This is a genomic window from Pseudonocardia tropica, assembly GCF_040105315.1.
GTDB classification, from domain to species: Bacteria; Actinomycetota; Actinomycetes; order Mycobacteriales; family Pseudonocardiaceae; genus Pseudonocardia; species Pseudonocardia alni.
Window position 1 is genome coordinate 306,387 of sequence record NZ_JBEDNP010000002.1, and the last position, 26,017, is coordinate 332,403.

General features: G+C 75.5%; 24 protein-coding genes and 1 riboswitch. Of the genes, 10 read left to right on the forward strand and 14 right to left on the reverse strand.

All coding sequences use genetic code 11. The annotated features are described in order from the left end of the window. The first annotated feature begins 24 nt into the window (after positions 1-24). On the forward strand, positions 25-978 hold the full coding sequence (locus tag WHI96_RS04720) for a 3-methyladenine DNA glycosylase (RefSeq protein ID WP_425571662.1): 954 nt from the start codon (positions 25-27) through the stop codon (positions 976-978). Between the two features lie 4 nt (positions 979-982). Here the strand turns inward: WHI96_RS04720 and WHI96_RS04725 are convergent, their stop codons facing one another. From WHI96_RS04725 to WHI96_RS04740, 4 genes are all read right to left on the reverse strand, one after another. After that, positions 983-1,180, reverse strand: coding sequence for a hypothetical protein (locus WHI96_RS04725; protein WP_226357117.1), 198 nt, complete (start codon positions 1,178-1,180; stop codon positions 983-985). Between the two features lie 126 nt (positions 1,181-1,306). Next, positions 1,307-2,167, reverse strand: coding sequence for an SDR family oxidoreductase (locus WHI96_RS04730; protein ID WP_345649808.1), 861 nt, complete (start codon positions 2,165-2,167; stop codon positions 1,307-1,309). 54 nt (positions 2,168-2,221) lie between these two features. Next, the gene (locus tag WHI96_RS04735) at positions 2,222-3,925 is read right to left on the reverse strand and encodes a P-loop domain-containing protein (protein WP_345649811.1); all 1,704 of its coding nucleotides are present in this window, start codon (positions 3,923-3,925) and stop codon (positions 2,222-2,224) included. A gap of 84 nt (positions 3,926-4,009) precedes the next feature. After that, positions 4,010-4,705 carry a DUF4232 domain-containing protein gene (locus WHI96_RS04740; protein ID WP_345649813.1) on the reverse strand — a complete coding sequence of 232 codons (696 nt, stop codon included), beginning with the start codon at positions 4,703-4,705 and terminating at the stop codon, positions 4,010-4,012. Positions 4,706-4,855: 150 nt separating this feature from the next. On the opposite strand from WHI96_RS04740, the gene WHI96_RS04745 reads away from it, so the two are divergent. After that, on the forward strand, positions 4,856-5,989 hold the full coding sequence (locus WHI96_RS04745; protein WP_349302345.1) for a DUF368 domain-containing protein: 1,134 nt from the start codon (positions 4,856-4,858) through the stop codon (positions 5,987-5,989). A gap of 224 nt (positions 5,990-6,213) precedes the next feature. On the opposite strand, the gene WHI96_RS04750 is transcribed toward WHI96_RS04745, so the two are convergent. Together WHI96_RS04750 and gcvP are read right to left on the reverse strand one after the other, a co-directional pair. Further along, positions 6,214-7,599 (reverse strand): chloride channel protein, encoded by a 1,386-nt coding sequence (locus WHI96_RS04750; protein WP_345649818.1) that lies wholly within the window; start codon positions 7,597-7,599, stop codon positions 6,214-6,216. A gap of 53 nt (positions 7,600-7,652) precedes the next feature. Next, on the reverse strand, positions 7,653-10,544 hold the full coding sequence (gcvP, locus tag WHI96_RS04755) for an aminomethyl-transferring glycine dehydrogenase (RefSeq protein ID WP_345649821.1): 2,892 nt from the start codon (positions 10,542-10,544) through the stop codon (positions 7,653-7,655). Between the two features lie 168 nt (positions 10,545-10,712). Beyond that, positions 10,713-10,808: riboswitch (glycine riboswitch) on the reverse strand. A gap of 73 nt (positions 10,809-10,881) precedes the next feature. On the opposite strand from gcvP, the gene WHI96_RS04760 reads away from it, so the two are divergent. Next, on the forward strand, positions 10,882-11,181 hold the full coding sequence (locus WHI96_RS04760; RefSeq protein ID WP_062394965.1) for a YiaA/YiaB family inner membrane protein: 300 nt from the start codon (positions 10,882-10,884) through the stop codon (positions 11,179-11,181). A gap of 10 nt (positions 11,182-11,191) precedes the next feature. Here the strand turns inward: WHI96_RS04760 and WHI96_RS04765 are convergent, their stop codons facing one another. From WHI96_RS04765 to clsA, 5 genes are all read right to left on the reverse strand, one after another. Then, on the reverse strand, positions 11,192-11,770 hold the full coding sequence (locus WHI96_RS04765; RefSeq protein WP_208623102.1) for a MerR family transcriptional regulator: 579 nt from the start codon (positions 11,768-11,770) through the stop codon (positions 11,192-11,194). Positions 11,771-12,043: 273 nt separating this feature from the next. Continuing rightward, positions 12,044-12,520: a bifunctional nuclease family protein gene (locus WHI96_RS04770; protein ID WP_010224693.1), complete on the reverse strand. Its 477-nt coding sequence runs from the start codon at positions 12,518-12,520 to the stop codon at positions 12,044-12,046. Between the two features lie 378 nt (positions 12,521-12,898). After that, positions 12,899-13,351 carry a glycogen accumulation regulator GarA gene (garA, locus tag WHI96_RS04775; protein WP_345649826.1) on the reverse strand — a complete coding sequence of 151 codons (453 nt, stop codon included), beginning with the start codon at positions 13,349-13,351 and terminating at the stop codon, positions 12,899-12,901. A gap of 183 nt (positions 13,352-13,534) precedes the next feature. After that, positions 13,535-13,927: a glycine cleavage system protein GcvH gene (gcvH, locus tag WHI96_RS04780; RefSeq protein WP_345649829.1), complete on the reverse strand. Its 393-nt coding sequence runs from the start codon at positions 13,925-13,927 to the stop codon at positions 13,535-13,537. 10 nt (positions 13,928-13,937) lie between these two features. Continuing rightward, complete coding sequence (clsA, locus tag WHI96_RS04785; RefSeq protein ID WP_345649911.1) at positions 13,938-14,576, reverse strand: cardiolipin synthase ClsA; 639 nt, start codon at positions 14,574-14,576, stop codon at positions 13,938-13,940. A gap of 189 nt (positions 14,577-14,765) precedes the next feature. Here clsA and WHI96_RS04790 point away from each other — a divergent pair, with 189 nt between their 5' ends. The 4 genes from WHI96_RS04790 to WHI96_RS04805 all read left to right on the forward strand — a co-directional run bounded on the left by WHI96_RS04790 (position 14,766) and on the right by WHI96_RS04805 (position 18,542). Then, positions 14,766-15,293: an OsmC family protein gene (locus WHI96_RS04790; protein WP_345649832.1), complete on the forward strand. Its 528-nt coding sequence runs from the start codon at positions 14,766-14,768 to the stop codon at positions 15,291-15,293. 305 nt (positions 15,294-15,598) lie between these two features. Beyond that, positions 15,599-16,507, forward strand: a complete 909-nt coding sequence (locus WHI96_RS04795) for an MEDS and STAS domain-containing protein (RefSeq protein WP_345649914.1) — start codon at positions 15,599-15,601, stop codon at positions 16,505-16,507. After that, entirely contained in the window at positions 16,504-17,454 is a 951-nt protein-coding gene (locus WHI96_RS04800; protein ID WP_345649835.1) for an ATP-binding protein, read from the forward strand. The genes WHI96_RS04795 and WHI96_RS04800 overlap by 4 nt, the downstream gene beginning before the upstream one ends. A 218-nt stretch (positions 17,455-17,672) precedes the next feature. Further along, positions 17,673-18,542 carry an AfsR/SARP family transcriptional regulator gene (locus tag WHI96_RS04805; RefSeq protein ID WP_345649838.1) on the forward strand — a complete coding sequence of 290 codons (870 nt, stop codon included), beginning with the start codon at positions 17,673-17,675 and terminating at the stop codon, positions 18,540-18,542. Positions 18,543-18,639: 97 nt separating this feature from the next. On the opposite strand, the gene WHI96_RS04810 is transcribed toward WHI96_RS04805, so the two are convergent. Further along, entirely contained in the window at positions 18,640-19,416 is a 777-nt protein-coding gene (locus WHI96_RS04810) for an enoyl-CoA hydratase/isomerase family protein (RefSeq protein WP_345649841.1), read from the reverse strand. Next, on the reverse strand, positions 19,413-20,417 hold the full coding sequence (gene fgd, locus WHI96_RS04815) for a glucose-6-phosphate dehydrogenase (coenzyme-F420) (protein ID WP_345649844.1): 1,005 nt from the start codon (positions 20,415-20,417) through the stop codon (positions 19,413-19,415). Before fgd ends, WHI96_RS04810 begins: the two co-directional genes overlap by 4 nt. A 363-nt stretch (positions 20,418-20,780) precedes the next feature. On the opposite strand from fgd, the gene recQ reads away from it, so the two are divergent. Genes recQ through WHI96_RS04830 form a run of 3 tightly spaced genes read left to right on the forward strand, consistent with a single transcriptional unit; the run spans position 20,781 to position 23,477 of the window. Then, positions 20,781-22,607, forward strand: coding sequence for a DNA helicase RecQ (recQ, locus tag WHI96_RS04820; RefSeq protein ID WP_345649917.1), 1,827 nt, complete (start codon positions 20,781-20,783; stop codon positions 22,605-22,607). 7 nt (positions 22,608-22,614) lie between these two features. Then, on the forward strand, positions 22,615-22,896 hold the full coding sequence (locus tag WHI96_RS04825) for a gamma-glutamyl-gamma-aminobutyrate hydrolase family protein (RefSeq protein WP_345649847.1): 282 nt from the start codon (positions 22,615-22,617) through the stop codon (positions 22,894-22,896). A gap of 11 nt (positions 22,897-22,907) precedes the next feature. Continuing rightward, positions 22,908-23,477, forward strand: a complete 570-nt coding sequence (locus WHI96_RS04830) for a DinB family protein (protein WP_345649850.1) — start codon at positions 22,908-22,910, stop codon at positions 23,475-23,477. Between the two features lie 7 nt (positions 23,478-23,484). On the opposite strand, the gene WHI96_RS04835 is transcribed toward WHI96_RS04830, so the two are convergent. Then, the gene (locus tag WHI96_RS04835) at positions 23,485-25,872 is read right to left on the reverse strand and encodes a HelD family protein (RefSeq protein ID WP_502310946.1); all 2,388 of its coding nucleotides are present in this window, start codon (positions 25,870-25,872) and stop codon (positions 23,485-23,487) included. Positions 25,873-26,017: the final 145 nt, after the last annotated feature.

Consider the following 26,017-nt stretch of genomic DNA (forward strand, 5'->3'; position numbering starts at 1 on the left):
GGACGGGTCGTACCGTCGGACACCGTGCCGACCCCGTCCGCCCCCGCCACCGCCGTGCCCGTCCTCGACGGCGCGGCGTGGCGGGCGCGGGCGGCGGCGCACCGGGAGCGGGTCGCGGTGTGGACCGTGCCGCACCGCGAGCGGCGCCGGCGCGGCGAGCCGCACCCGGTGTGGGACTTCCTGTTCACCTACTACTCCCACCGCCCCGTCCGGCTGGAGCGCTGGGACCCGGGCCCCGGAGTGGCACTGGCCGACGCCGCGGAGTTCGCCGACCGCCCCGGCCACGTCACCCGGCCCGACGGCACGGTGCTGTTCGACCCCGCGACGGCGCCGCCGCGGCTGCGGACGACGGCGGCGTTCGTGCACCGGCTGCTCACCGCGACCCGGTCCCGGGCGCCGCGGCTGGGCTGCTTCGGCCTGCACGAGTGGGCGATGGTCTACCGCACCGACGACGCCCGGCACCGCGACACGGTGCCGCTACGCCTCGGGCGGGCGGGCACCGACGCCGTCGTCGAGTCGGCGCGGATCAGCTGCACCCACTACGACGCCTACCGGTTCTTCACCGACGCCGCGGCCCCGCGCAACGAGCTCGTCCCGACCCGGGAGCGGCAGGTCGAGATGGAGCAGCCGGGCTGCCTGCACGCGACGATGGACCTCTACAAGTGGGCCTACAAGCTCGCCCCGGCGGTGCCGTCGGAGGTGGTGGCCGACTGCTTCGCCCTGGCCGCGGACGTCCGCGAGCTGGACATGCGGGCCTCCCCGTACGACCTGTCCGGCCACGGGTTCGATCCGGTGCGGATCGAGACGCCGGCCGGCCGCGCCGAGTACGCCCGCGCCCAGGCCGGGTTCGCCGAGCGCGCGGCGCCGCTGCGCGAGGAGCTGATCGACCTCGCGGGGCGCCTCGCCGGGGCCGGTGACCGTCCCGGGGACGACGACGGGGCCGCCGGGGAGGTCCCCGGCGGCCCCGCGACCGCGTAGCGGCTCAGCTCGCGACGAGCTCGTCCAGCAGGCCGTTGCGGGCCGAGGCGACCAGGTCGGCGAACTGGTCCACGCTCATCTGCACGCGCTGGCCGAAGTCGTCGGTGACCACGATGCGCTTCTCCGGCACGGCGGCGTCGTCGACGTAGAGCTCGGGGCATCCGCAGTTGCAGCTGCCGCAGAAGGTGGCGATGTGTCGCACTCGGGTGCTCCTCGTCGTCGGTCCGGGGTGGCGGGACGGGTGCCCGCGCCGTTGTGAGGGGTCGCGCATCCGGTTCCGCCGGTTCCCGACATCACCCGATGGGGTCAACCGGTCACCGTCGGACCACTAGTGCTCCGGGAGGTCCGCCGGGTCGGTGCCCTCGATGAAGAAGTCGATGTCGTTGTGCTCGGAGTCGCCGTACGGGGCGAGGTCGGTGACGCCGTGCGCGGCGAGCACCTCGTCGTCGATGAAGGTCTGCCCGGTGGGGCGGGCCGGGTCGGTCAGGACGGCCACGGCGGCGTCGGCCATGATCTCCGGGGTGCGGGCCCGCTTGCCCGCCTCGTCGCCACCGAGCAGGTTGACCACGGCCGCGGTGGCGATGGTGGTGCGCGGCCACAGGCAGTTGGCCCGGATGCCGTCGCCGGCGAACTCGTGCGCCCAGCCCAGGGTCAGCAGCGACATGCCGTACTTGGAGAGCATGTAGGGCGGGAACACGCCGAGCCACCTCGGGTCGAGGTTGATCGGCGGGGATAGGGTGAGTACCTGCGCGTCGTCGGAGGCCTTCAGGTGCTCCAGCGCGGCCCGGGTCAGCAGGTAGGTGCCGCGCGAGTTGATCGACTGCATGAGGTCGTAGCGCGTGGGCGTGACGTCGGCGGTGCCGCTCATGTTCAGCGCGCCGGCGTTGTTGACGACGATGTCGACGCCGCCGAAGGTCTCGACGGCGGTCGCGACGGCGCGGTCCACGTCCTGTTCGACCCGCACGTCACCGACGACGGCGACGGCCCTGCCGCCGGCCTGCTCGATCTCGGCGACCGCGGTGTGCACGGTGCCGGGCAGCCGCGGGTCGGGCCGGTCGGTCTTGGCCAGGATGACGGCGTCGGCGCCGCGGCGGGCGGCCGCGAGCAGGATCGCGAGGCCGATGCCGCGGCTGCCGCCGGACATGACGATGGTGCGGCCGTTCAGGTCCCGCTGGGCAGGCTCGGTCATGGGGTCCTCCGGTGACGGTGCGTCGGTGCACGTACTCGGAGCGGACTGTAACAGTCAGCTCTGACCGTTTCTGTGGAGGTGGATCACCCGAGCGGGTCGCAACCGGTTCAGAGCGGCCGCGACCTCGTGCCGCCGCGGCACCGCGACGTCCACGGGGGCGCCCCGGGTGATCGCGTCGGGTCCCTCGCGGCGCAGCGCCTCCTCCAGCCGGTCCAGGGCGTGGGCGAGGGTGACCCCGCGCAGGTCGAGGGCGGCCAGGGCGTACCCGACGCCGGTGGTCTGGCCGGGGTCGGCGAGCTGGGCGATCGCGGACAGGTCGATGTCGTCGGCGCCGAAGGTGAGCCGGCCGCGGCCGCGGGCGGTGACCCTGCGCCGACCGCGCACCGAGGCGTCCACGCTGCGGGGGTCGAACTCGCGGCGCGCGAACCCCGGGAACGCGGTGTCGCCCGCCTCGTCCGCCCGCCCGGCGATCTCCCGGGCCCGCCCGGTGACCTCGGCGGCGGCGTAGTCCTGCAGCAGGACCACCGTGTCGGCGCGGTCGAGGTACTCCCCCGACCCGCCCATGACGAGCACGGTGGACACCCCGTGCCCGCGGTGCAGCGGCCGGACCCGCTCGACGAACGGGACCAGCGGCTCGGCCGGGACCAGCGCGCGCATCCGGTCGTCGCGGATCATGGCGTTGGTGGCGGCGGTGTCCTCGTCGACCAGCAGCACCCCGGCGCCGGCCTCCAGGGCCTCGACCGTGGCGGCGGCCTGCGAGGTCGACCCGGACGCCGACTCCGTCGAGAAGTCGTCGGTGGGGTTCCCGGACGGCAGGCCGGTGACGAAGGCCGACACGTCGACGCGCTGCACCGAGCGCTCGTCCTCGGCGCGCACCGACACCGTGTCGGCACGGGCGACGACGCGCTCGCGGCCGTCGCCGGGGACGTGGTCGTACACGCCGTTCGCCAGCGCGCGCAGCAGCGTGGACTTGCCGTGGTAGCCGCCGCCGACGATCAGCGTGACCCCCTCGGGGACGCCCATCCCGGTCACCGTGCCGCGGTGCGGGACCTCCAGGGTCACCCGCAGCTCCGGCGGGGAGACGAACGGGACCCCGCCGGCCAGCGGCCGGTCGTCGACACCGGAGGCCCGCGGCAGCACCGCGCCGTCGGCGACGAACCCGACCAGGCCGCGCCCGGCCAGCGCGTCGCGCAGGGCACCCGCGTCGGTGACGGTCTCCACGAACTCCTCGGCCGCGGCGGTGTCGGCGGTCTCCCAGCGCAGCGCGCCGAGCACCGCGCGGGGCAGCACGACCGTCACCGCGGCGGCCGCGGCCCAGCCGTCGATCCGGCGACCGCGGCCGGGCAGCGGGACCGACAGCTCGGCGACGACCGTGCCGTCGGACCGGATGCGGACCGCGCTGCGGTCGAGCACCTCCTGGCCGCCCGCGTCGACCCGCAGGCTGCTGTGCTCCACGGCGCGGCGCAGGGCGCGGGCGAGGAACCCGCCGAGGGCACGCGCGCGGACGGGGCCGTGGTACAGGCCGGGCGGCAGTCCCGCGGTCCGTGCGGGCACGGTCACCCGCAGCCGCGACGGCGGCGCGAACGGGTCGGCCTGCACCGTCCGGATCTCGAGGTCGTAGCCGTCCTCACCCGTCCAGACGCCGGTGAGGCCCTTGTAGGAGCGGTAGGAGGCTCCGTCGAGGTCCTGCAGCCGGTAGCCGAGCGCGGCGACGTCGCCACGCCGGCGGGGCGCGTGCGGGCGGTCGTGCGGGGTCATGCGGGGGTTCTCTCCTCCACCGTCGTGGCGGCCACCCGCGGACCCCGCCGGCCCGGTCCACGGCGGACCGGGCCCGGGCGCGGGTCAGCGCGCGGTGAACGCCTGGATCACCAGCTGGTCCCCGGGCGGGGTGGCGGCGCAGCCGGTGCCCTCCATCGGGACGAACAGCGAGTCGGTCTCGCCGGGCGGGTAGACGCGCAGGCCGCGCACGGCCGTCGGGCGGCAGGCCGCCTCGTCGAAGTTCCGCACGTTCACCACCCGCAGTGTCGCACCGGCGGTCCCGCCGGGGGCGAGGCGCACCGGGTCGCCGTGCCCGCCCTGCATCGCGGCGGCCGGTCCGACCTGGTGGCCGTCGTCGCCGCCGACGTAGGACACGCCGGGGAAGCCGCGCACGTGGCAGGTGCGGGCGCCCTGGTTGCGCAGCGTCAGCGTCACGTACGAGGAGCCCGCGGCGCCGCCGCCCGGGTCGGCCGCGACCGAGCCGGCGAGCTCGGAGGTGTGGCAGCGCTCGTCGCCGCCCGCCTCGGCGCCACCGGTGCCGGGGTGCGTGCCACCGTTCCCGGCTCCCCCGGCCGATCCGGCGCCCCCGGCGTCGGACACCGGGGCGCTCGTCGTCGGCGCGGCGGCGCTCGGCGTGGCGGCGCTCGGCGTGGCGGAGGCGCCGCCGGACCCGGCGGCCGCCGGCCAGTCGCCACCGCCCCCGCAGCCGGCCAGCACGGCGCCGCAGGCGGCGATGGTCACGGCCCGGCGGGCGGTGCGGCGCAGGACGTACCCGTCCATGTCAGTCCCCCGATCGTCATGGTGTGTACGTCTTCTCGGACGTATCGGCACGCAACCGGTTGCCCCGATCCTTCGTGATGCGAACGAGGGTTCACCCGTCCGTCCCCGACCGTCGCCCGGTCGGTACCGTCCTGTCCTGTGTTGTCGCGTATGTCCGGTGTTCATCTGGCCCGTGGGGCCGCGATCGGCGTGGTCGAGACCATCCCGGGGGTCAGTGGCGGGACCATGGCGCTGGTCGTCGGGATCTACGAGCGCCTGATCGCCCAGGGCGCCCACCTCGTCGGCGCGGCCCGGGCGCTGCTGCCGGGCGCGGCGGGCGGTGACGTCGCACCCCGCGAGGAGCTGCGACGGCTGGACTGGGGCCTGCTGCTGCCCGTCGCGCTGGGCATGGTGCTGGCGGTCCTGGCGGCGTCGCAGGTGCTCCCGGGGCTGATCGAGGACCACCCCGTCGGCGCCCGGGCGGTGTTCCTGGGGATGGTCGCCGCCTCGGTGGCGGTCCCGCTGCGGATCACCGGGCGACCGTGCGGGCTGCGGGAGTGGGCGCTGGTCGTCGTCGCGTTCGCGGCGACGTTCGCGGTCAGCGCGCTCCCCCCGGCCGTCGGCGACGGCCGCCCGCCGATGCCGCTGGTCGGGCTGGCCGCGGCGGTCGCGGTGTGCGCGCTGGTGCTGCCGGGCTTCTCCGGGTCGTTCCTGCTGCTGGTGTTCGGGCTCTACGAGCCGACCCTGCGCGCGGTGCGCGACCTCGACCTTGCCTACATCGCGGTGTTCGGGCTCGGCGCCGTGCTGGGGCTCGCGAGCTTCGTGTCGGTGCTGACCTGGCTGCTGGAGCACCACCGCCGCACCCTCATGGTGATCATGATCGGGGTGCTGCTGGGAGCGCTGCGGGCGCTGTGGCCCTGGCAGGACGACGCCCGCGGCGTGCTGGCGCCCGACCCGGGCTGGTGGTGGATGCTGCTGCCGGCCGCGGCCGGCGCCGCGGTCGTCCTGGCGATCATGGCCGTCGAGCGGCGGGTGGACGGGTCGGGGGCGCCGGCCGCCGCGCACGGCGCCCCCGGCCACGCCCCCGACCACGCCCCCGACCAGGCCACGACGCAGGTCATGGACCGCGTCCCGGGCACCGTCGCGGACCCGGGCGGGAACCGCGCCGTGGACCGCGCCGTGGACCGCGCCGTGGACCGCGCCGTGGACCGCGCCGTGGACCGCGCCGTGGACCGCGCCGTGGACGATGCCGACGTGACCCGCCCGATCCCCCGGGTGGAGCCGCCGCGACGCCGCGACCGCTGATCGGCGGGCTCCGGACCCGGACCGCCGGACGCCGGCCTCGGCGCAGCAGCACTCCGGGCGTCCGGACCCGCGGGGAGGAGGAGCACCGTGCGGGTGCTCCCCGGCGTCGCGCTCGTCGTGACCTGGTCGGTCACCCCCTGGTGGTGCCCCGGCGGGGTCTGCGCGGTGGACGTGTCCGGGGCGGCCACCACGCCCCGGGCGCCGCGCTGCCCGCCTGACCCGCCTCAGGTGGTCTGGTCGGCCGAGGGCTGCGCGGCCAGGCGCGCCGAGTAGATCGAGTACCCGTCCAGCCACCGGGCCACCGCGGTCGCCACCAGCGTCGCGGCGACCAGCGGGACGGCGATCGCGAACCCGGTGCCGGTCAGCTCCAGTACCAGCACCAGACCGGCCAACGGCGCCTGCATCCCGGCTCCGATCATCGCGGCCGCCCCGACCAGGGCGAACGTGCCGACCGGGGTGCCCGGCCACAGCGCCGACCACGCCCCGCCGAGCGCGGCCCCGAGCACGGCGCCGGTACACAGCGTCGGGGTGAACAGCCCGCCGGACGCGCCGCTGCCCAGGCACAGCGCCGTCACCAGCGGCTTCAGCACGGCCAGCGCCGCGAACAGCAGCAGCGCCCCGCCGCCGAGGAACGCCTGCTCGGCCAGGTCGGCGCCGTTGCCGTAGAGCTGCGGGAACGCCAGCCCGGCCACCCCGAGCAGCCCGAACGCGACGACCGGGGCGGCGATCCGCCACCACGTCCGCCGGGGCCCGTGGTGCGACACGAACCCGATCAGCCGGACCCAGCCGGTCGCGAGCACCCCGATCAGCACGCCCGCGGGCACCGCCCACACCAGCAGCGACGGCGTCGTCGCCGGGACCGGCAGGCCCGGGTAGACCGGGCCCACGGGCAGGTACAGCCACGCGACGACGGTAGCGGTCGCGGTACAGGCCAGCGCGGGCAGCACCACCGGCAGCCGCACGGTGCCCACGAGCACCTCGGCGGTGAACAGCGCCCCGCCCAGCGGCACGTCGTAGACGCACGCCAGCCCGGCCCCGGCGCCGCAGGCGACCAGCAGGCGTCGCTGCTCGACCGACAGGCCGCCCCAGCCGGCCAGGACCGCACCCCACACCCCGCCCATCAGCTTGGGCGCGGCCTCGCGGCCGAGCGAGGCGCCCAGCCCGACGACGACCTCCGACAGCACCGCGGTGCCGGAGCTGCGCCGCACGCCGAGCCGCGCGTCGCCGGTCCAGATCGCGTCGTCGACGTCGGTGCGGCCGGGGACGCACCGACGCAGCAGGTACCCGCCGACCCCCGCGAGCAGCCCCGCCACCAGCAGCGGCCACACCCGGCCCCAGGCGTCGGCCCGCTCGACCGCCGCCTGGAACTCCTCCGCCGCCCCGGACCCCCAGGCCCGGTCCGACACCGCGTGCAGCAGCGCCATCAGCACGATCCCGGACAGCCCCGCGGCGACGCCGGTGACGACGAGCAGCACCCAGAACCGGGCGGTCAGCGGCGACGCGCCGTCGCCGGTGACGTTGGGCTGGTCGGTGGCGGCCCGCTTGGATCTGACGCGCGTCCGCAGGACGGGGGCGGGGACCCGGAGGCGCTCACTCGGTCGGCGTGACACCCCGCCATGATCCCCGCCCTGTCCGGACATTCTCCCGGTGGGCCGGTGCCGGCTCAGGCGAAGGCGTCCGGCGGCGGGCAGGAGCAGACCAGGTTCCGGTCGCCGTGCGCCCCGTCGATCCGCCGCACCGGCGGCCACACCTTCCGGTCGTGCACGCCCGGGGTGACCCCGGTCGGGTACGCGGCCAGCTCCCGCGGGTACGGGTGGTCCCACTTGTCGTCGGCCAGGCAGGCCGCGGTGTGCGGGGCGTTCCGCAGCGGGTTGTCCTCGGCGGGCCACTCCCCCGCGGCGACCCGGTCGATCTCGCCGCGGATGGACACCATGGCGGCGACGAACCGCTCGATCTCCGCGAGGTCCTCGGACTCGGTGGGCTCGACCATCAGCGTCCCGGCCACCGGGAAGGACATGGTCGGGGCGTGGATGCCGTGGTCGATGAGCCGCTTGGCGACGTCGTCGACGGTCACCCCGGTCTCCTTGGTCAGCGTGCGCAGGTCGAGGATGCACTCGTGGGCGACCGTGCCGTCGGCGCCCGCGTAGAGCACCGGGAAGTGCTCCCGCAGCCGGGTGGCCACGTAGTTGGCGGCCGCCACCGCGGTGAGCGTGGCGCGGCGCATCCCGTCCAGGCCCATCATCCGCAGGTAGGCCCAGGAGATCGGCAGGACGCCGGGCGAGCCGTGGCGGGCGGCGGACACCGGGCCGACGCCGCCGTCGGACCGGGGCGTGCGACCGGGCAGGAACGGCGCCAGGTGCTCGGCCACCGCGACCGGGCCGACACCGGGCCCGCCGCCGCCGTGCGGGATGCAGAAGGTCTTGTGCAGGTTGAGGTGGCTGACGTCGCTGCCGAAGGCCCCCGGGCGGGCGACCCCGACCAGCGCGTTCAGGTTGGCGCCGTCGACGTAGACCTGGCCGCCGGCGTCGTGCACCGCAGCGCACACGTCGCGGACCCCGGCCTCGTAGACGCCGTGCGTCGACGGGTAGGTGATCATCAGCGCGGCCAGCCGGTCGCCGTGCTCGGCGATCTTCGCGTGCAGGTCGTCGAGGTCGACGTCGCCGCCCGGGGCGGTCCCGACGACGACCACCCGCATCCCGGCCATGACCGCCGAGGCGGCGTTGGTGCCGTGCGCGGAGGCGGGGATCAGGCAGACGTCGCGGTCGTCCGCCCCGCGGCTGCGGTGGTACGCGGCGATCGCGAGCAGCCCGGCGAGCTCGCCCTGGCTGCCCGCGTTGGGCTGCAGCGAGACCGCGGCGTAGCCGGTGAGGTCGGCCAGCCAGGTCTCCAGCTGCTCGATCATCGCCCGGGTGCCCGCGGTGTCGGACTCGGGCGCGAGCGGGTGCAGGTCGGCGAACTGCGGCCAGGTCACCGCCTCCATCTCGGCGGCGGCGTTGAGCTTCATGGTGCACGAGCCCAGCGGGATCATCGTGCGGTCCAGCGCGAGGTCGGCGTCGGCGAGGCGGCGCAGCCAGCGCATCAGCGCGGTCTCGGAGCGGAACTCGTGGAACGTCGGGTGCGTGAGGTACTCGCTCGTGCGCCGCAGGTCCGCGGGCAGCGCGTCGGCGGTGTCCCCGTCGAGGGCGGTCACGTCCACCCCGGTGACGCCGAACGCCTCCCACACCGCGTGCAGGTGCGCCACGGTGGTGATCTCCGAGGTGGCGACGCCGACCTCGTCGTCCGAGGCGCGGCGCAGCGCGATCCCGGCGTCGTGCGCGGCGGCGACGACGGCGTCGGCGCGGCCGGGGACGCGGGCGAGCACGGAGTCGAAGAACGTGTCGTGGACGATCTCCACCCCGCCCGAGCGCAGACCGGCGGCGAGCACCGCGGCCATCCGGTGGGTGCGGGTGGCGATCGCGCGCAGCCCGTCCGGGCCGTGGTGCACGCCGTAGCAGGCGGCCATGACGGCGAGCAGGACCTGCGCGGTGCAGATGTTGGAGGTGGCCTTCTCCCGGCGGATGTGCTGCTCACGGGTCTGCAGCGCCAGTCGCAGGGCGTAGTGGCCGTCGGCGTCGCGGGAGACCCCGACCAGGCGTCCCGGCAGCTGACGGGAGTGGCGCTGCCCGACCGAGAGGTAGCCGGCGTGCGGGCCGCCGAAGCCGAGCGGCACCCCGAAGCGCTGGGTGGAGCCGACCGCGGCGTCCGCGCCGAGCTCCCCGGGCGGGGTGAGCAGGGTCAGGGCCAGCAGGTCCGCCGCGACGGCGACGAGCGCCCCGCGCCCGTGCGCGGCCTCGACCAGCGCCGACGGGTCGGCGACCCGGCCCGACGCGCCCGGGTAGGACAGCAGCACCCCGAAGAACTCGCCCTCGGGCAGCGCGCCGTCGCCGAGGTCGGCGACGACCAGCTCGATGCCGAGCGGCTCGGCGCGGGTGCGCAGCACGTCCACGGTCTGCGCCACGGTGTCGGCGTCGACGACGAACCGCGGGCTGGTCGAGCGGTTGGCCCGGCGCAGCAGCGTCATCGCCTCGGCGGCGGCGGTCGCCTCGTCGAGCAGCGACGCGCCGGCGACCGGCAGCCCGGTCAGGTCGGACACCATCGTCTGGAAGGTCAGCAGGGCCTCGAGCCTGCCCTGGCTGATCTCGGGCTGGTACGGCGTGTACGCGGTGTACCAGGCCGGGTTCTCCAGCACGTTGCGGCGGATCACCGACGGGGTGCGGGTGCCGTGGTAGCCGTAGCCGATCATCGGGACGGTGACGGTGTTGCGCCCGGCCAGCCCGCGCAGCTCGGCGAGCATCTCGGCCTCGCCGACCGGCGCGGGCAGCGACGCACCGACCGGTCCGTCGTCGCGGATGGTGTCGGGCAGCGCGCGGGCGGCGAGCGCGTCGAGCGAGTCGACGCCCAGCACCTCCAGCATCCGGGCCAGGTCACCGGGCCGGGGGCCGATGTGGCGCTCGGCGAACGGGAGCCCCCGCTCCAGCTCGGCGAGGGTGGGACGGTGCTCGGACGTCGGGCTCACGGCGCCTCCGGAGGTCGTCGGGCGGATCGGGGCAGGGCAACTCGCCCCTCCCCCTCTGTCCGTACCCGTGGAACGGGCGCCTGAGAGATTCACCGGAGGCTTCCGGCTTTCCCCGTCGGCGGACGGGCGCCCCGCACGCGTGTGCGGCCCGTCGCTTTCCAGAGGCGCCTCGACCGCGCGGTCCGTGTGCCTGAGAGATTCCGGGAAGGGGTTTGCTCCTTCGGCGCCCGGGCTCGTTCCCCGGGGCTCTCCCGCGCGGCGTCGACGACTACCGGGCCAGCCTACCTGCGTAGTTCTGCGGCGTCGCCGCCTGCGCCGGCTCGTCACACTTCCTGCCATGTCGAACACCAGCGCTCCGAACACCACCCCGGCCACCACCGCCGCGTTCCATACGCAGGCGATGTTGTCCTTCGGCGTCTCGCTCGCGGCCGTCGTCGTCGGGACCGTCTACCTGCCCGTCGACGGGTGGGTGAAGGCGTTCCTGGCCATCGCCGTGCTGTACGCGATCACCTCGGCGTTCACCCTGGCGAAGTGCGTGCGGGACCGGCAGGACAGCCTGACCGTGGTCAACCGGGTCGACCAGGCGCGGATGGAGAAGCTGCTGGCCGAGCACGACCCGTTCCGAGCCGTCGCCTGACCGGGTCCGGTCAGGAGATCGCGCGGCGCGCGCGACGGCGGGCCAGCTCGTCCTCGGGGGCCTCGTCGACGGTGCCGCCGTCGGCCCGCTCGGCCGGGAAGTCCTTGATGACGCCGGAGATCTCGCGCATCGCCCCGGACACCGCGATCCCGAACACGCCCTGGCCGCCCTGCAGCAGATCGACGACCTCCTCCGGGGAGGTGCACTCGTAGACGGTGGTGCCGTCGGAGAACAGGGTGATGCCGGCCAGGTCGCGGATCCCGCGCCTGCGCAGGTGCTCGACGGCGATCCGGATGTTCTGCAGCGAGACACCGGCGTCGAGCAGCCGCTTCACGATCTTGAGGACGAGGACGTCCTTGAAGGAGTAGAGCCGCTGGCTGCCCGACCCGGCGGCGCCGCGGATCGACGGCACGACCAGCCCGGTGCGGGCCCAGTAGTCCAGCTGCCGGTAGGTGATGCCGACGACCTGGCACGCGGTCGGCCCGCGGAAGCCGACCAGGCGGTCGGTCACCCCGTCGAGCCCCTCACCGACGAGCGGGTCCGGGAACAGCTCTCCCTGACCCGGCCCCTCGGGTGGTGGCGTCTGCACCGCGCGGTCTCCCTCGGTCGGGACCGTGGTCCTCCCCTACCATGTGACTCTGGGTAGTGGGTGAGTTCCACGGATGTCATCAGTCGTGATGACGGTAGGCCCAGTGGCCGAGGTGGTCAACGCGGCTCGCCGACCCGGGCGTACCGGACACCCGCCCGGGTCGGCAGGTACGGAGGGCGTACAGCAGGTGAACGGTCGGTGACGTCGGTGAACGGTCGGACGACGGTCCGCCCGATCCCGGCTCCGGATGACGGCGGTGGTCACCCGGACGGATCAGCCCGGCTGGGCCCCGCGGAAGTCCTCCGGCGACACGGAGTCGAGGAACTCGCGGAACTTCTCGACCTCGTCCTCCTGCTCGTCGGGGATGACCAGCCCCGCCTCGGCGAGGACGCTCTCGTCGGCGTGCACCGGGACACCGGTCCGCAGCGCCAGCGCGATCGAGTCGCTCGGCCGCGCGGACACCGTGACGCCGCCGTCGAAGATCAGCTCGGCGTAGAAGGTGCCCTCCTGCAGATCGGTCACCCGCACCTGCTCGAGCCGCCGCCCGAGGGCCCCGATCACGTCCTTGAGCAGGTCGTGGGTCAGCGGCCGCGCCGGCTTGACCCCCTGCTGCTCCAGGGCGATCGCCGTCGCCTCCACCGATCCGATCCAGATCGGGAGGTATCGGTCGCCGTTCGTCTCCCGCAGCAGCAGGATCGGCTGGTTCGCCGGAAGTTCGACCCGGACGCCCACGACGCGCATCTCGCTCATCAGCCCGCCTCCCCGGCCCTGTCGGGCCTGTCGGGCCACCCGGGTGGACACGCCACCCCGGCCGCCCTGATCGCCTTGCTCGCCCTGACCCGTGCGGCGGACCCGACGGGCTCCGTGTCGTTGCCACCGCACTGCCACCGACACCTGATGACGCTACACGGCGGCCCGCCCCGACGCGCGCCTCCGGACGGGGAGTGACGGGGTCCGTTCGACGATCGTCACACGCCCGTCGCGCGCGGCGTGTGGGCTCGACACCCGCCGGTACGGACGCACGCCGACGGCCCGCCGCGGTACGGGTGCCGGAGCACCCGTGGCCGCGACGGGCCGGTCGTGCGAGGGGCGCGGGCGGGCGGCGGTGGCGCCGGCCGCGTCCCGGGGTCAGCCCTGGGCGCCGGCCTCGCGCGGTCCGGTCAGGAAGACCAGGCGGAACTTGCCGATCTGCACCTCGTCGCCGTTGGCGAGCACGGCCGTGTCGACCGGCTCGCGGTTGACGTAGGTGCCGTTGAGGCTGCCGACGTCGACGACCACGAACTCGCCGGCGTCGCGGCGGAACTCCGCGTGCCGCCGGGAGACGGTGACGTCGTCGAGGAAGATGTCGCTGTCGGGGTGCCGGCCGGCGCTGGTGGTCGGCACGTCCAGCAGGAAGCGCGAGCCGGCGTTCGGACCGCGCCGGACGACGAGCAGCGCCGACCCGGCGGGAAGCCCGTCGACGCCCGAGACGGCGGGCTCGGCGGCCGGCTGCTCGACGTCGGCGAGGAAGTCCGCCCGGAAGACCGACGTGGTCTCCGGTGCGCGCTCCGGTGGCACGTCGCGCGGGTCGTTCGTGGTCACCTCGGGGACTCCTCCTCGCGGATGCGGTACCCGGACGGCGTCCGGGCGGTCAGGGCTGTGCGGGGCCGGTGTCCCGGTCCCCTCCGGACGGCACGTCCAGGGGATGTGAACCTACCGGTCGGAGCGGCCGGGGCGATACGGAGGTCGGCGCGCCGTGCCGCGTGGCGCGGCGGGCGGGCCGGCTCAGGCGCCGTCGGCCAGCTGGCGGTAGGCGTCGGCGTCGAGCAGGCCGTCGAGCGAGGCCCCCTCGGCCAGGCGGATCTCGACGATCCACCCGTCGCCGTAGGGGGCGGAGTTCACCAGCTCCGGACCCGCGTCGAGACCGTCGTTCACGGCCACGACCTCGCCCCCGACCGGCGCGTAGATGTCCGACACGGACTTGGTCGACTCGACCTCGCCCATGGCGTCGCCCGCGGCGAGGGTGTCACCGACGGTCGGCAGCTGCACGAAGACGACGTCGCCGAGCTGCGACTGGGCGTGGTCGGTGATGCCGACCCGGACCACCCCGTCCCCGCTGCGGCGGACCCACTCGTGGGCCTCGGTGTAGGACAGGTCCGACGGAATCTCCGAGCTCACGCCGGGGAGCCTATCCCCCGGCGCCGCCGTGATCGAACCGGGTCGCCGGGGCCGGGACGCCCGGTGCCGGGCGGCGCAGGGCCAGCCGGAACTGGGCCAGGTACAGCAGCCCCGACCACAGGTAGAGGGCCACGCCCCAGATGGCGAAGGCGTTCGCGACGACACCGACCACGGCCTCGGCGGCCGAGGGCCCGTCGCCGAGCAGGAGCAGCGGGAAGGCGTAGAGCAGGACGAAGGTGGCGGCCTTGCCGAGGTAGACGACCTCGAACGGCCCGTAGCCGCGGTGGCGCAGCACGAACACGCAGCCGGCGAGGACGACGTCGCGGGCCACCAGGGCGACCACCGCCCACCACGGGACGATGTCGCGGGCGGCCAGCCCGACCAGCGCGGCCAGGATGTAGAGGCGGTCCACGGCCGGGTCGAGCATGGCGCCGAACCGGCTGAACTGGTCCAGGACGCGGGCGAGCTTGCCGTCGAGCCAGTCGGTGAACCCGCCGATCGCCAGTACCGCGACGGCCCAGCCGTCGGCCTCCGGGCCGAGCATCAGCCACAGGAACAGCGGCACCCCGGCCAGGCGCAGCACGCTCAGCGCGTTGGGGACGGTCCAGAGCCGGTCGTCGTCGGTGGGCGGGCCGACGGTCTCGTGCACCGAGCCCCGCACGGTGTCGCGCACCGTGTCCCGGACGGTGTCACGGGCCCCGCGGACCGAGTCGGCGGCCCCGCGGGCGCTGCGGCGCACCGCTGCCGCCCGTCCGGTGTCGCTCTCCCCGCCCACACCGGGCACCCTAGTCGTCGGGTCGGGGTGTGCGGGTCGCCCCGTCGGGGTGAGGATGGGGACATGACCGACACCAACATCTCCCTGCGCGACCTCCAGGCCCCGCTCAAGCAGCAGTACCGCGACGACCCGGAGTCGGCGGTCATCACCCTGAGGGCGGACGGGGAGCTCGGCTCCGGGGTGGCGTGCAAGGTCTCGACCGGCCGGGCGATCGCCGAGGCGGGCCTGCACCCGGCCACCGGCGGCGACGGCACCCAACTGTGCTCGGGCGACATGCTGCTGGAGGCACTGGTGGCCTGTGCCGGGGTGACCCTGCGCGCGGTGGCGACCGCGCTGGAGCTCGAGGTGCTCGGCGCCGTGCGCGCCGAGGGCGACCTCGACTTCCGCGGCACCCTCGGCGTCGCGAAGGACGCCCCGGTCGGCTTCCGGGAGATCCGCCTGTCCTTCGACGTCGACGTCCGCGACGGCGGCGCGCCCGCCGCCGAGGACAAGGTCGCGACCCTCGTGAAGCTGACCGAGCGGTACTGCGTCGTCCTGCAGACCGTCCAGGGCGGCACGACCACCTCGGTCGCGGTCAACCCGGCCGCCTGACCCGCCCCGCCGCGCGCCGGACGGTGATCACCCGGACACGGGGTGCCACAGCCGTCCGGCGGGCACCGGGCAGCGCCGAACGGCCGTAGGTCCTGGTCGGACCGGGTCTGCCGAGCCCCGTCCCCCGCCGTCGGCGATCCGCTCGTCGCGCGTCACCGTCGGTTCGGCGCCCCACACGCTCCGAGGGCTCGGGCCCCCGCCGAGGGCCTCCGTACGGTTGGTCCGTCCAGGATTCCGTGACGGGGTGTGCCCGGCGCCGCGACGTGCGGCGGCGGGGCGCGCGCGGCAGGTGAGACGTGATCAAGATGGCGGACGCGCTGACGTCCGGCGATCACGTGTGCGCGGTCCCGGACAGTACGGAGCACCTCGGGGAGCTCGCCGCCGCCTACGTCGCACACGGTCTCGACCGGGGCGAGCGCATCCTCTACTTCGACGACGACGGCGCCGCCGACGTCCTGCTCCGCCGCCTCGCCGAGGACGGCGTCGAGGTCGACGACCCGCTGCGCCGCGGCCAGCTGGAGATCCTGCCCGCCGAGCAGACCCGGCGCACCTTCCGCACCCCGCTGTCCGACGTGCACGCCGGGATGTCCGGCGAGGTCGCCCGCTCCCGCGAGCTCGGCTGGAACGGCACCCGGATGACCGGGCAGATGCACTCGGTGCTCGGCGCCGGCGCCGCGGGCACCCTGCCCGAGTACGACGGCCTGCTGGCCCGGCTGGTCCGTGAGAGCGCGGGCGGGCTGACCGCACTGTGCACCTACGACACCGAGCACTTCCCGGCCGAGCAGATCGACATCATGCGGGCCCTGCACCGCGACCACGTCCCCCGCTCCACCGCCTACGACGACGGCCTGCTCCGGATCGTGCGCCTCGGCACCGGCCACGCCCGGCTGGCCGGCGAGGTCGACCACAGCAACCGCTCGAAGATCACCTCGCTGCTGCACTCGGCCCTGGACGCCGCGCTGCGCTCCGCGGACGCCTCCCCCGACATCGGCCTGGACATGGCCTCGGTGCGGTTCGTCGACGTCGCCACCGCGGTCGCGCTGGTGCACGCCGCCGAGGGCTTCCCGGCGACCCACCGCCTGGTGCTGCACCGGGTCCGGCCGCGGGTGCTGCGGGTGCTCGAACGCTGCGGCGCGGCCTTCTCCCCCCAGCTCGTGTTCGACGACCACCCGCCGGCCCCCGAGGTCGTGCACCCGGGAGGACGGCTCCGGTGAAGGTCAACGCCGCACCCCGCCCGCCCGGCTTCCGGCACGCCCTCGTGCACGCCGACGACCCGGTGGAGCTGCTGGCCGCCGTCGCCCCCGCCGCCCGGGCCGCGGCACGGGACACCGGCGCCCGGGTCGCGCTGGACCTGCCCGCACCGCTGGAGCAGGCGCTGCACGACGAGCTCGGCGACGAGGTCGAGCTCGGCAGGCTCACCTCGCTCACCAGCTCGGCCCGGGAGTCCGGACAGACCGTCGCCGCCTGGCGGGCCCGGGAGCTGCGGGCGCTGACCTCCTCGGGCCGCCCGGTGTTCGTGGTGGGCGCGCACGACCCGGACCTCGACGGCGTCGACGGCGGGTTCTGGGTCGAGCTGGAGGCCGCGCTCAACATCTCCCTCGCGGGGCTGCCGGTCCTGCAGGTGTGCGCCTACCCGCGGCTGCCGGTGCACGGCGCGGTCGGCGAGTCGGCGGTGGTCAACCACCCGCTGCGGCTGCGCGCCTCCGGGCTCACCGAGAACCCGCGCCACCGCCCGCCCGCCGAGGTGCTCGCGGCCCTGCCGATCGCGCCGCCGCACCTGCTCGGACCGCCGGACCTCACGCTGTCCTACAACACCTTCGAGCTGTCCCGGGTGCGCGACGCCGTCACCGAGGCCGCCCGGGTGTGCCGGTTCGACACCGCCCGCGGCGAGGACATGGTGCAGGCGGTCAACGAGGTCGCCACCAACGCGGTCGAGCACGGGTCCCCGGAGGCGGGGCTGTCGGTGTGGGCGCGCGACGGGGAGCTGGTCTGCGAGGTCCAGGACAGCGGCGCGATCGCGCTGCCGCTGATCGGGCTCGCGCCGCCGCACCCGTCGCAGGCGCGGGGACGCGGGACGTGGATCGCCCGGCAGCTCTGCGACAGCCTGCACGTGTGGCGGGCCCCGGACGGGACCCACGTCCGGCTGCTCTCCCGGGCCTGAGGCGGCTCTCACAATCCGGCCGTACCCGGATCTCACACCGTGGGCACTGCTGGGCTATCCTCGTCCCACGACACCACACGGAGACGCCGCCCGCCGTCCGTGTCGGTGCGGTTCCGTCGTGCCCGCTCCGCGATCCGAGGCCCTCCCGCCCGGCGCGCCCCGGCTCCGTACGGAGCCGACCGCGGGCCGCACGCCACGACCGATCCGGGGAAACGGCCATGTCCGACGATCACTGTCGATCCAGTGAGCAGAGCACTCCCACCCCCGCCCCGCACGTCCGGGTGCTGGGCTCGTTCGGGCTGCGCGCGGGTGACCGCGCCGTCCCGCTGCCGGTCGACTCCCGTCGCCTGGTCGCCCATCTCGCCGTCCACCGGCGGCCGCAGCCGACCGCGGCGCTCGCCGCGACGCTGTGGCCCGGGGTCGGCCCCGTGCCCGCGGCCCGGCTGCTCGACGAGGCCGTCGCCGGCGTCGACGTACCGGGTCTGCTCGACGCCGACCACCTCGGTCGGCTGCAGCTCGGCGACGACGTGGTCGTCGACCTCACCGAGGCCATGCTGCTGATCCGCGGTCTGTCGGCGCCCAGCATGCTGCGCACCGTGCGCGAGATCGGCGCCCCGGAGACCGCGCTGCTGGAGGCCGACATCCTCCCGTCGTGGACCGCGGCGTGGATCGCCGTGGAGCGCGAGCGGTTCCGTCAGCTTCGCCTGTCCGCCCTCGAGGGCCTGGCCGGCACGCTCAGCGCCGCCGACCGGCACGACGACGCCGTCGCCGTCGCGCGCCGGGCCGTCGCCACCGCGCCGAGCCGCGAGCGGTCGCGCCGCGCGCTGGTCGAGGCCCTGCTCGCCGGCGGGCACGTCGCCGACGCCCTCGCCGAGTACGACGAGTTCCAGCGGCTGTTGCGCAACAGCGTCGGCGCCACCCCGGACTCCGAGCTGGACCGCCTGCTCGCCCCGCTCGACGCGGGCTGGCCGCGCGGCCCGGGCCTGCACCGCCCGGCGCAGCGCTTCGCCGTGGGCATGCCCGGCACGGGCCGTGGCCCGCAGCGGTCGCGCCGGGTCGTCGCGGGGAGCCCGGCCAGCGGGCGCTGAGCGACCGCGACGGGGCACCCACTCACCCGCGGAGGGGGCGCGACCGGGTCGGTCGCGCCCCCTCCGTCGTGTCCGGGTGCGTCGTGGGCGAGGGTGCTCAGTGGAACTGCGGGCGGCGCTTCTCGCCGAACGCGGCGAGGCCCTCGGCGCCCTCCGGACCCGCGGCGCAGGTCGCGATGGAGTCCGCCTCGGCCTGGAGCTGCTCGTCGAGCCCACGGTCCCAGGTCACGGTCAGGAGCCCGCGGATGCGGCCCAGCGCGGCCGTCGGGCCCTGGGCGAGCCGGTGCGCGACCGCGGCGGCCTCGTCGGCGACCCGGTCGTCGTCGACGACGGAGGCGAGCAGCCCCAGCTCGGCCAGCGTCCCGGCATCCAGGACCTCGTCGGTGAGCAGGACCCGCCGCGCCCGCGCGGCACCGATCAGCCGCGGCAGCGTCCAGGTCATCCCGCCGTCCGGGGAGAACCCGATGCCCGGGTAGGCCGGGCGCATCCGGGTCGAGGTCCCGCCGACGGCGAGGTCGCAGGCCAGCGCGATGCTCATGCCCGCACCGGCGGCCCAGCCCGGCACCGCCGCGACCGTGGGCACCGGGGAGGCGGCCAGCGGGCGCAGCATGGAGTGGAAGGTGTCGGCGAGTTCGTGCACGGAGGCGTAGCGGTCCTCGGCCCCGGCGAAGGCGCGCACGTCACCGCCGGTGCAGAAGTTCTCGCCGTCGCCGTGCACCAGCACCGCGCCGGTCTCGGCCGGGTCGAGCGCCAGCAGCGCCTCGGTGACCTCGGCCGTGGCGGGCCCGTCGAGAGTGCCGTGGCGGCCGGTGGAGACCCGGCAGCGCAGCACCCGCCCGTCGCGGACCACCGCCGGGGTGCCCGCGGCGCTCACGCGAGCGCCCGCAGCCTCGGCGCGACGTCGGAGGTGAACTGGGTGAGGAACCGGCGCTGGTCGTGCCCCGGGCCGTGCACGACGAGGTGGTTCAGGCCCGCGTCGAGGTAGGGCCTGATCTGCTCCACGGCCTCGTCGGGGTCCGACGCGACGATCCAGCGCTTCACGACCTGCTCGATCGGCAGCTCGTCGGCCAGACGCTCCATCTCCTGTGCGGAGTCGACGGAGTTCTTCTGGTCCGCGGTCAGCGACAGCGGCGCCCAGAACCTGGTGTTCTCCCGCGCGGCGTCCGGGTCGCGGTCGTAGCTGATCTTGATCTCGATCATCCTGTCGATGGCGCCCGCGTCGCGGTCGGCCTTGCCCGCGCCCTCCTCGACGCCCGGGAGGAGCTTGTCGGTGTAGAGGTCCATGCCCTTGCCGGAGGTGCAGATGAACCCGTCGCCGAACCGGCCGGCGAACCGGGCGACCATCGGGCCGCCCGCGGCGACGTAGATCGGCACCGGCTGCTCGGGCCGGTCGTAGATCATGGCGTCGACGACGGTGTAGTACTCGCCCTCGGTGCTGACCGACTCCTCGGTCCACAGCGCGCGCATCAGCTTCACGGCCTCGCGCAGCCGGGCGAAGCGCTCCTTGAACTCGGGCCACTCGCGCCCGGACACCGCGATCTCGTTGAGCGCCTCGCCGGTGCCGACGCCGAGCGCGACCCGGTTGCCGGTGAGCAGCGCCATCGTGGCGAACTCCTGGGCCAGCACCGCCGGGTTGTAGCGGAAGGTGGGGGTGAGCACGGAGGTGCCGATCTGCACCCGCGTCGTGCGCTCCCCCACCGCCGCCATCCAGGGCAGCGCGGCCGGGGCGTGCCCGCCCTCGTGCCGCCAGGGCAGGAAGTGGTCCGACGCCCAGACGCTGTCGAGCCCGAGCTCCTCGGCCAGCACCGCGTACTCGACGAGGTCGCGGGGGCCGAACTGTTCGGCCGACGCCTTGTACCCGATCTTCAGATCCACGGATCAGTCCTTCTCGCGTGATCGCCCGGCGTCCGGTCTGCGAACGCCGTTGGTCCTGCAGGTCTTGCTACACCCCGGGGCCGTCCGGCGCAGCACCGCGGCGCCCGCGACACCCGGGCGGTGACCGGGACCACGCCCCGGCCCGGGGTCCGGCGCGGTCGGTGGTGCCGCGAGGCGAGTGCCGGGCGGGGCGGACGTGACGGGGCTCGTAGGATCGACGACGTGTTCGACGCCTCCGACCCGGACGAGATCCCGCTCCCGCCCGAGCCCGAGGACGACTACGGCGACGAACCCCCACCGGAGGACGCCCGTGCCGCCGCGCCCGCCGGGCCGGGGCGGCTGCCGGAGCCGGTCCCGGAGCGGGTGCACAGCAGCGACCCGCACGAGATCCTGCGCCGCGTCTTCGGTTACGACGCGTTCCGCGGCGAGCAGCAGGCGATCGTCGAGCAGGTCACCGGCGGCGGGGACGCGCTGGTACTCATGCCGACCGGTGGCGGCAAGTCGCTGTGCTACCAGGTCCCGGCGCTGGCCCGGCCGGGCACCGGGGTCGTGGTGTCGCCGCTGATCGCGCTGATGCAGGACCAGGTCGACGCGCTGCGCGCGCTCGGGGTGCGGGCCGGTTTCCTCAACTCCACCCAGGACGCCGACGAGCGCCGCCTCACCGAGCAGGAGTTCCTCGCGGGCGAGCTGGACCTGCTCTACCTCGCCCCGGAGCGGCTGCGGGTCGAGTCCACCGTGCGGCTGCTGGAACGCGGGCGCATCGCCCTGTTCGCGATCGACGAGGCGCACTGCGTCGCGCAGTGGGGGCACGACTTCCGGCCCGACTACCTGCTGCTCTCCGAGCTGCCGAAGCGCTGGCCGGACGTCCCGCGGATCGCGCTGACCGCGACCGCGACCGACGCGACCCGCGCCGAGATCGCGCAGCGCCTGGAGCTGACCGGGGCGCGGCACTTCGTCGCGAGCTTCGACCGGCCAAACATCCAGTACCGGATCGTCGCCAAGAACGAGCCGCGCCGCCAGCTGCTGGAGCTGCTGCGCTCCGAACACGCCGGGGACGCGGGCATCGTCTACTGCCTGTCTCGCAGGTCGGTCGAGCAGACCGCGGAGTTCCTCACCGCGCAGGGGATCCGGGCACTGCCGTACCACGCGGGGCTCGACGCGTCGGTGCGCCGGGAGAACCAGTCCCGGTTCCTGCGCGAGGACGGCCTGGTCATGTGCGCGACGATCGCGTTCGGCATGGGCATCGACAAGCCCGACGTCCGCTTCGTCGCCCACCTGGACCTGCCGAAGTCCGTGGAGGGCTACTACCAGGAGACCGGCCGCGCGGGCCGCGACGGCGAGCCGTCGACGGCGTGGCTGGCCTACGGGCTCGCCGACGTCGTCCAGCAGCGGAAGATGATCGACGACGGCGAGGGGGACGCCGCGCACAAGCGGCGCCTGGCCCAGCACCTCGACGCGATGCTCGCGCTGTGCGAGACCACCGAGTGCCGCCGGGGGCAGCTTCTGCGGTACTTCGGGCAGGGGCCTGGTGCGCAGATGTGCGGGAACTGCGACACCTGCCTGACGCCGGTGTCGTCGTGGGACGGCACGGTCGCGGCGCAGAAGGTGCTGTCGACGGTGTGGCGGCTGAAGAAGGAGCGCAACCAGGAGTTCGGCGCCGGGCAGGTCGTCGACATCCTGCTGGGCAAGCGCACCCCCAAGGTCGACCAGCACCGCCACCACGAGCTGTCGGTGTTCGGCGTCGGGACCGACCTGACCGACGTCGCGTGGCGCAACGTGCTGCGCCAGCTCGTCGCGCGCGGGCTGCTGACCGTCGGCGGGAACTACTCGACGCTGCGGTTCACCGACGAGTCCCCCGCGGCGATGCGCGGCGAGCAGAAGGTCATGCTGCGCACCGAGCCGGAGCGCGCCGCGCGGTCGTCGCGGTCGCGGGGCGGGTCGAAGCAGGCCGTGGAGATGCCGGCCGAGCTCGCGCCGGTGTTCGAGCGGCTGCGGGCCTGGCGGGCGGCGACGGCGAAGGAGCAGGGCGTCCCCGCCTACGTGATCTTCCACGACGCGACGCTGCGCGAGATCGCGACCCGCGCCCCCGCCGACCGGGCCGCGCTGGGCACGATCTCCGGGATCGGCGAGGGCAAGCTCGCGCGCTACGGCGACCAGGTGATCGACGTGCTGCACGGTGCGGACCCGTGAGGCCGGCGTGACCCTGCCGCTCCACGGGATCTCCTGCTGCACCGAGCGCGACGCCGCCGACCTCGCCGCGCTGCACCGGGCGCCGACCCGCGGCGTCCCGGTGCCGGGGATCTGCCGGAGCCACCAGCTGCTCGACGTCGCACTCGGCGGGACACGGCACCAGCACCTGCCCGACGCGCGGGTCGCCGCGGCCCGGCGCGCGCGGACCTCCGGGTTCCGCCCGGTCCGCGTCGCCGGCCGAGCGCACCGCCCCGCCACGCGGACCGCGGCCGTCCTCGATCGGCCCTAGCCTCCGGGGGCATGACGACACCCACCACGACCCTCGACTGGAACGCCGAGCTGCTCGCGCAGCTGACGTTCCACTGGGACACCTTGCTGCGCCCGCGGCTGGCCGGGCTGACCGACGACGAGTACCACCGCGAGCCGGTGCCCGGCTGCTGGGGCGTGCGCCGCCGCGGGGAGTCGGTGACCCCGCCGGGCGCCGGGTCCGGCGACTGGGTGATCGACTTCGCGTTCCCGACGCCGGAGCCGCCACCGGTCACGACGATCGCGTGGCGGTTCGGGCACCTCCTCGTCGGGGTGTTCGCGATGCGCTCGCACTCCCACTTCGGCGGCCCGGCCGTCGACTACCACTCCTACGCCTACCCCGGCACCGCGGCGGAGGCGCTGGACGCACTCGACGCCGAGTACGCCCGCTGGACCGCCGGGGTCGCCGCGCTCGGCGCCGAGGGTCTCGCCCGGCCGTGCGGACCGGCCGAGGGCCCCTACGCCGACGCGCCGCTGGCCACCCTGGTGCTGCACATCCACCGGGAGGCCATCCACCACGGGGCGGAGATCGCGCTGCTGCGCGACCTCTACCGGGCCGGCTGAGCCCGGTTCAGCCGGCCCGCCCGATCCGCTTCAGCACCGGCGGCAGATCCCCGGAGTGGAGCACCCCGAGGCGCTGGGTGGCCCGGGTGATCGCCACATAGAGGTCGTTGAGCCCGCGCGGGGACTCGTCCAGCATCTCCTGCGGCTCGACGACCACGACGGCGTCGAACTCCAGGCCCTTCGACGCGGCCACCGGGAGAACGACGACGGGGGCGTCGAGCTCGGACTCCCCGGCGGTCTCCTCGGTGTCGGGCCCGGCCGGCGTCACGAGGCCGGCGGCCTCCAGCACGGCGCGCACGTGGTCGACGCGGCCCTCGGGGGCGAGGACGACGGTGCGCCCGTCCCCGACGGCGGCGCGCTCGGCACGGATCCGCTCGACCAGCACCCGGTCGCCGTCGGCCCCGGCGGGCAGCGCCGCCGCCCACGGCGGCACCCCGGTCGAGCGCACCGACGAGGGCGGCTGCAGCGAGGCGTCGATCTCGGCGAGCACGTCGTCGGCGACGTCGGCGATCTCCGAGGGGGTCCGGTAGTTCACCGTCAGCTGCTCCAGGCGCCAGCGGCGCGCCACGAACGGCGACAGCACCTCGTCCCAGGAGCCCGCGCCGCCGCGGTCACCGGTCTGGGCGATGTCCCCGACCAGGGTCATCGACCGGGCGGGGGCGCGGCGCATGACCATCCGCCAGGCCATCGCCGACAGCTCCTGCGCCTCGTCGACGATGATGTGGCCGTAGGTCCACTCCCGGTCCGCGGCCGCCCGCTCGGCGGTGGAGTCGTAGCGGGAGACCTGCATGCGCTCGGCGAGCCGGTCGGCGTCGATGATGTCGGTCGCGCGGAGCAGCTCGGGGTCGAGGTCCTCCTCCAGGTCGAGCACGTCGAGCACACCCTGGGCGTACTCGACCTCCTCGCGCAGCGCGGCGGCCTCGGCCGCGGCCTGGGCGGCGCCGTCGTCGCCGAGCAGCTCGGCGGCCTCGTCGAGCAGGGCGACGTCGGCCGGGGTCCAGCGCAGGTCCGGGGGCACGTCGGCGCCGGGCGCCGGACGCTCCAGCAGGGCCCGCTCGGGGGCCGGGATCCGCCGGGCCACCGAGTTGAGCCGGCGACGGTCGGCGAACAGGTCGGTGAGCAGCTGCTCGGGCGACAGCGTCGGCCAGAGCTCCTCGAGCTGCGCCGCGACCTGGGCGGACTCGGCGAGCTCGTCGCGGATGTCGTCGACGTCGCGCCGGTCCAGCAGGCCGGCCTCGCCGCCGCCGACGCGACGGGCGACCTGCTGGGCGAGCAGCCGCAGCAGCTCCTTGCGAAAGATGCGGCGGGCCTCGTTGTGCGGCCTGCGGGAGCGCCGGGCCCGGGTGCGGGCCTGGGCGACGGTGTCCCGGTCGAGGACGAGCCGCTGCTGCTCCACGACGAGCTCGACCGGGGTGCGCGGCAGCTGCTGCCGGTCGCGCACCGCGGCGGCGATCACCGGCGCCATCTCGGCGCGGCCCTTCAGCTCGGCCGTCGCCGGGGACTCGGGCCGCCGGGCCTCCAGGCCGGGGAACAGCTGTGCGACGGTGCCGAGCACGACGCTGGTCTCCCCCAGCGAGGGCAGGACCTGACCGATGTAGCGCAGGAACGTCGGGTTCGGCCCGACGACGAGCACGCCGCGCCGGGCGAGCCGGTCGCGGTGGGTGTAGAGCAGGTACGCCGCGCGGTGCAGCGCCACCGCCGTCTTCCCCGTGCCGGGCCCGCCCTGCACGACCAGCACCCCGGACGGCTTCGACCGGATGATCCGGTCCTGCTCGCCCTGGATGGTGGCGACGATGTCGCCCATCCGCCCGGTACGGGCCGAGGAGACCGCCGCCAGCAGCGCGGCCTCGCTGGTGAGCCCCGAGGCGGAGCGGGCCCGCTCCGCCTCGGTCATCTCGGCCAGGTTGAGCGGCTCGTCGTCGACCGCGACGACCTGCCGCAGCCGGGTCCGCAGATGCCTGCGCCGCCGCATCCCCTCGGGGTTCGCGGCGGTGGCGGTGTAGAACGGCCGGGCCGCGGGTGCCCGCCAGTCCATCAACAGCGGCTCGTACTCGTTGTCCTCGTCGAGCAGGCCGATGCGGCCGACGTAGCGGACCTCGCCGTCGTCGGCGTCGAGCCGGCCGAAGGCCAGCCCGTGCTCGGCGGCGCGCAGACCGGCGAGCCGGTCGGTGAGCATCTCCGCGGCGGCGTCGCGCTGGGTGATGGCCTGAGGGGTGCCGACGGTCTCCTCGCGCAGCGTGTCGGCCAGCCGACGCGCGGTGTCGCGGCGGCGGTCCTCGAGCTGCTCGTAGAGCATGGCCACGTAGGACTGTTCGTGTGCCAGCTCCGGGTCGACCGGCGCGGCGGGGTCGGCCGCGGCAGCCGGGGAGCCGGCAGCGGAAGTGGGTTCGGGCACGGCGCGGGGATCCTCCACCGGGGGGACGTACACGACACGTCCGCGCGGTGGCAGGACGGACCTGTCGCCGACGGAGCGACTGGCCAGGCTACCAGTGGTGCACGACCATCCGGTGAACGACGGGCCCGGTGCCGGCCGCCCGCGA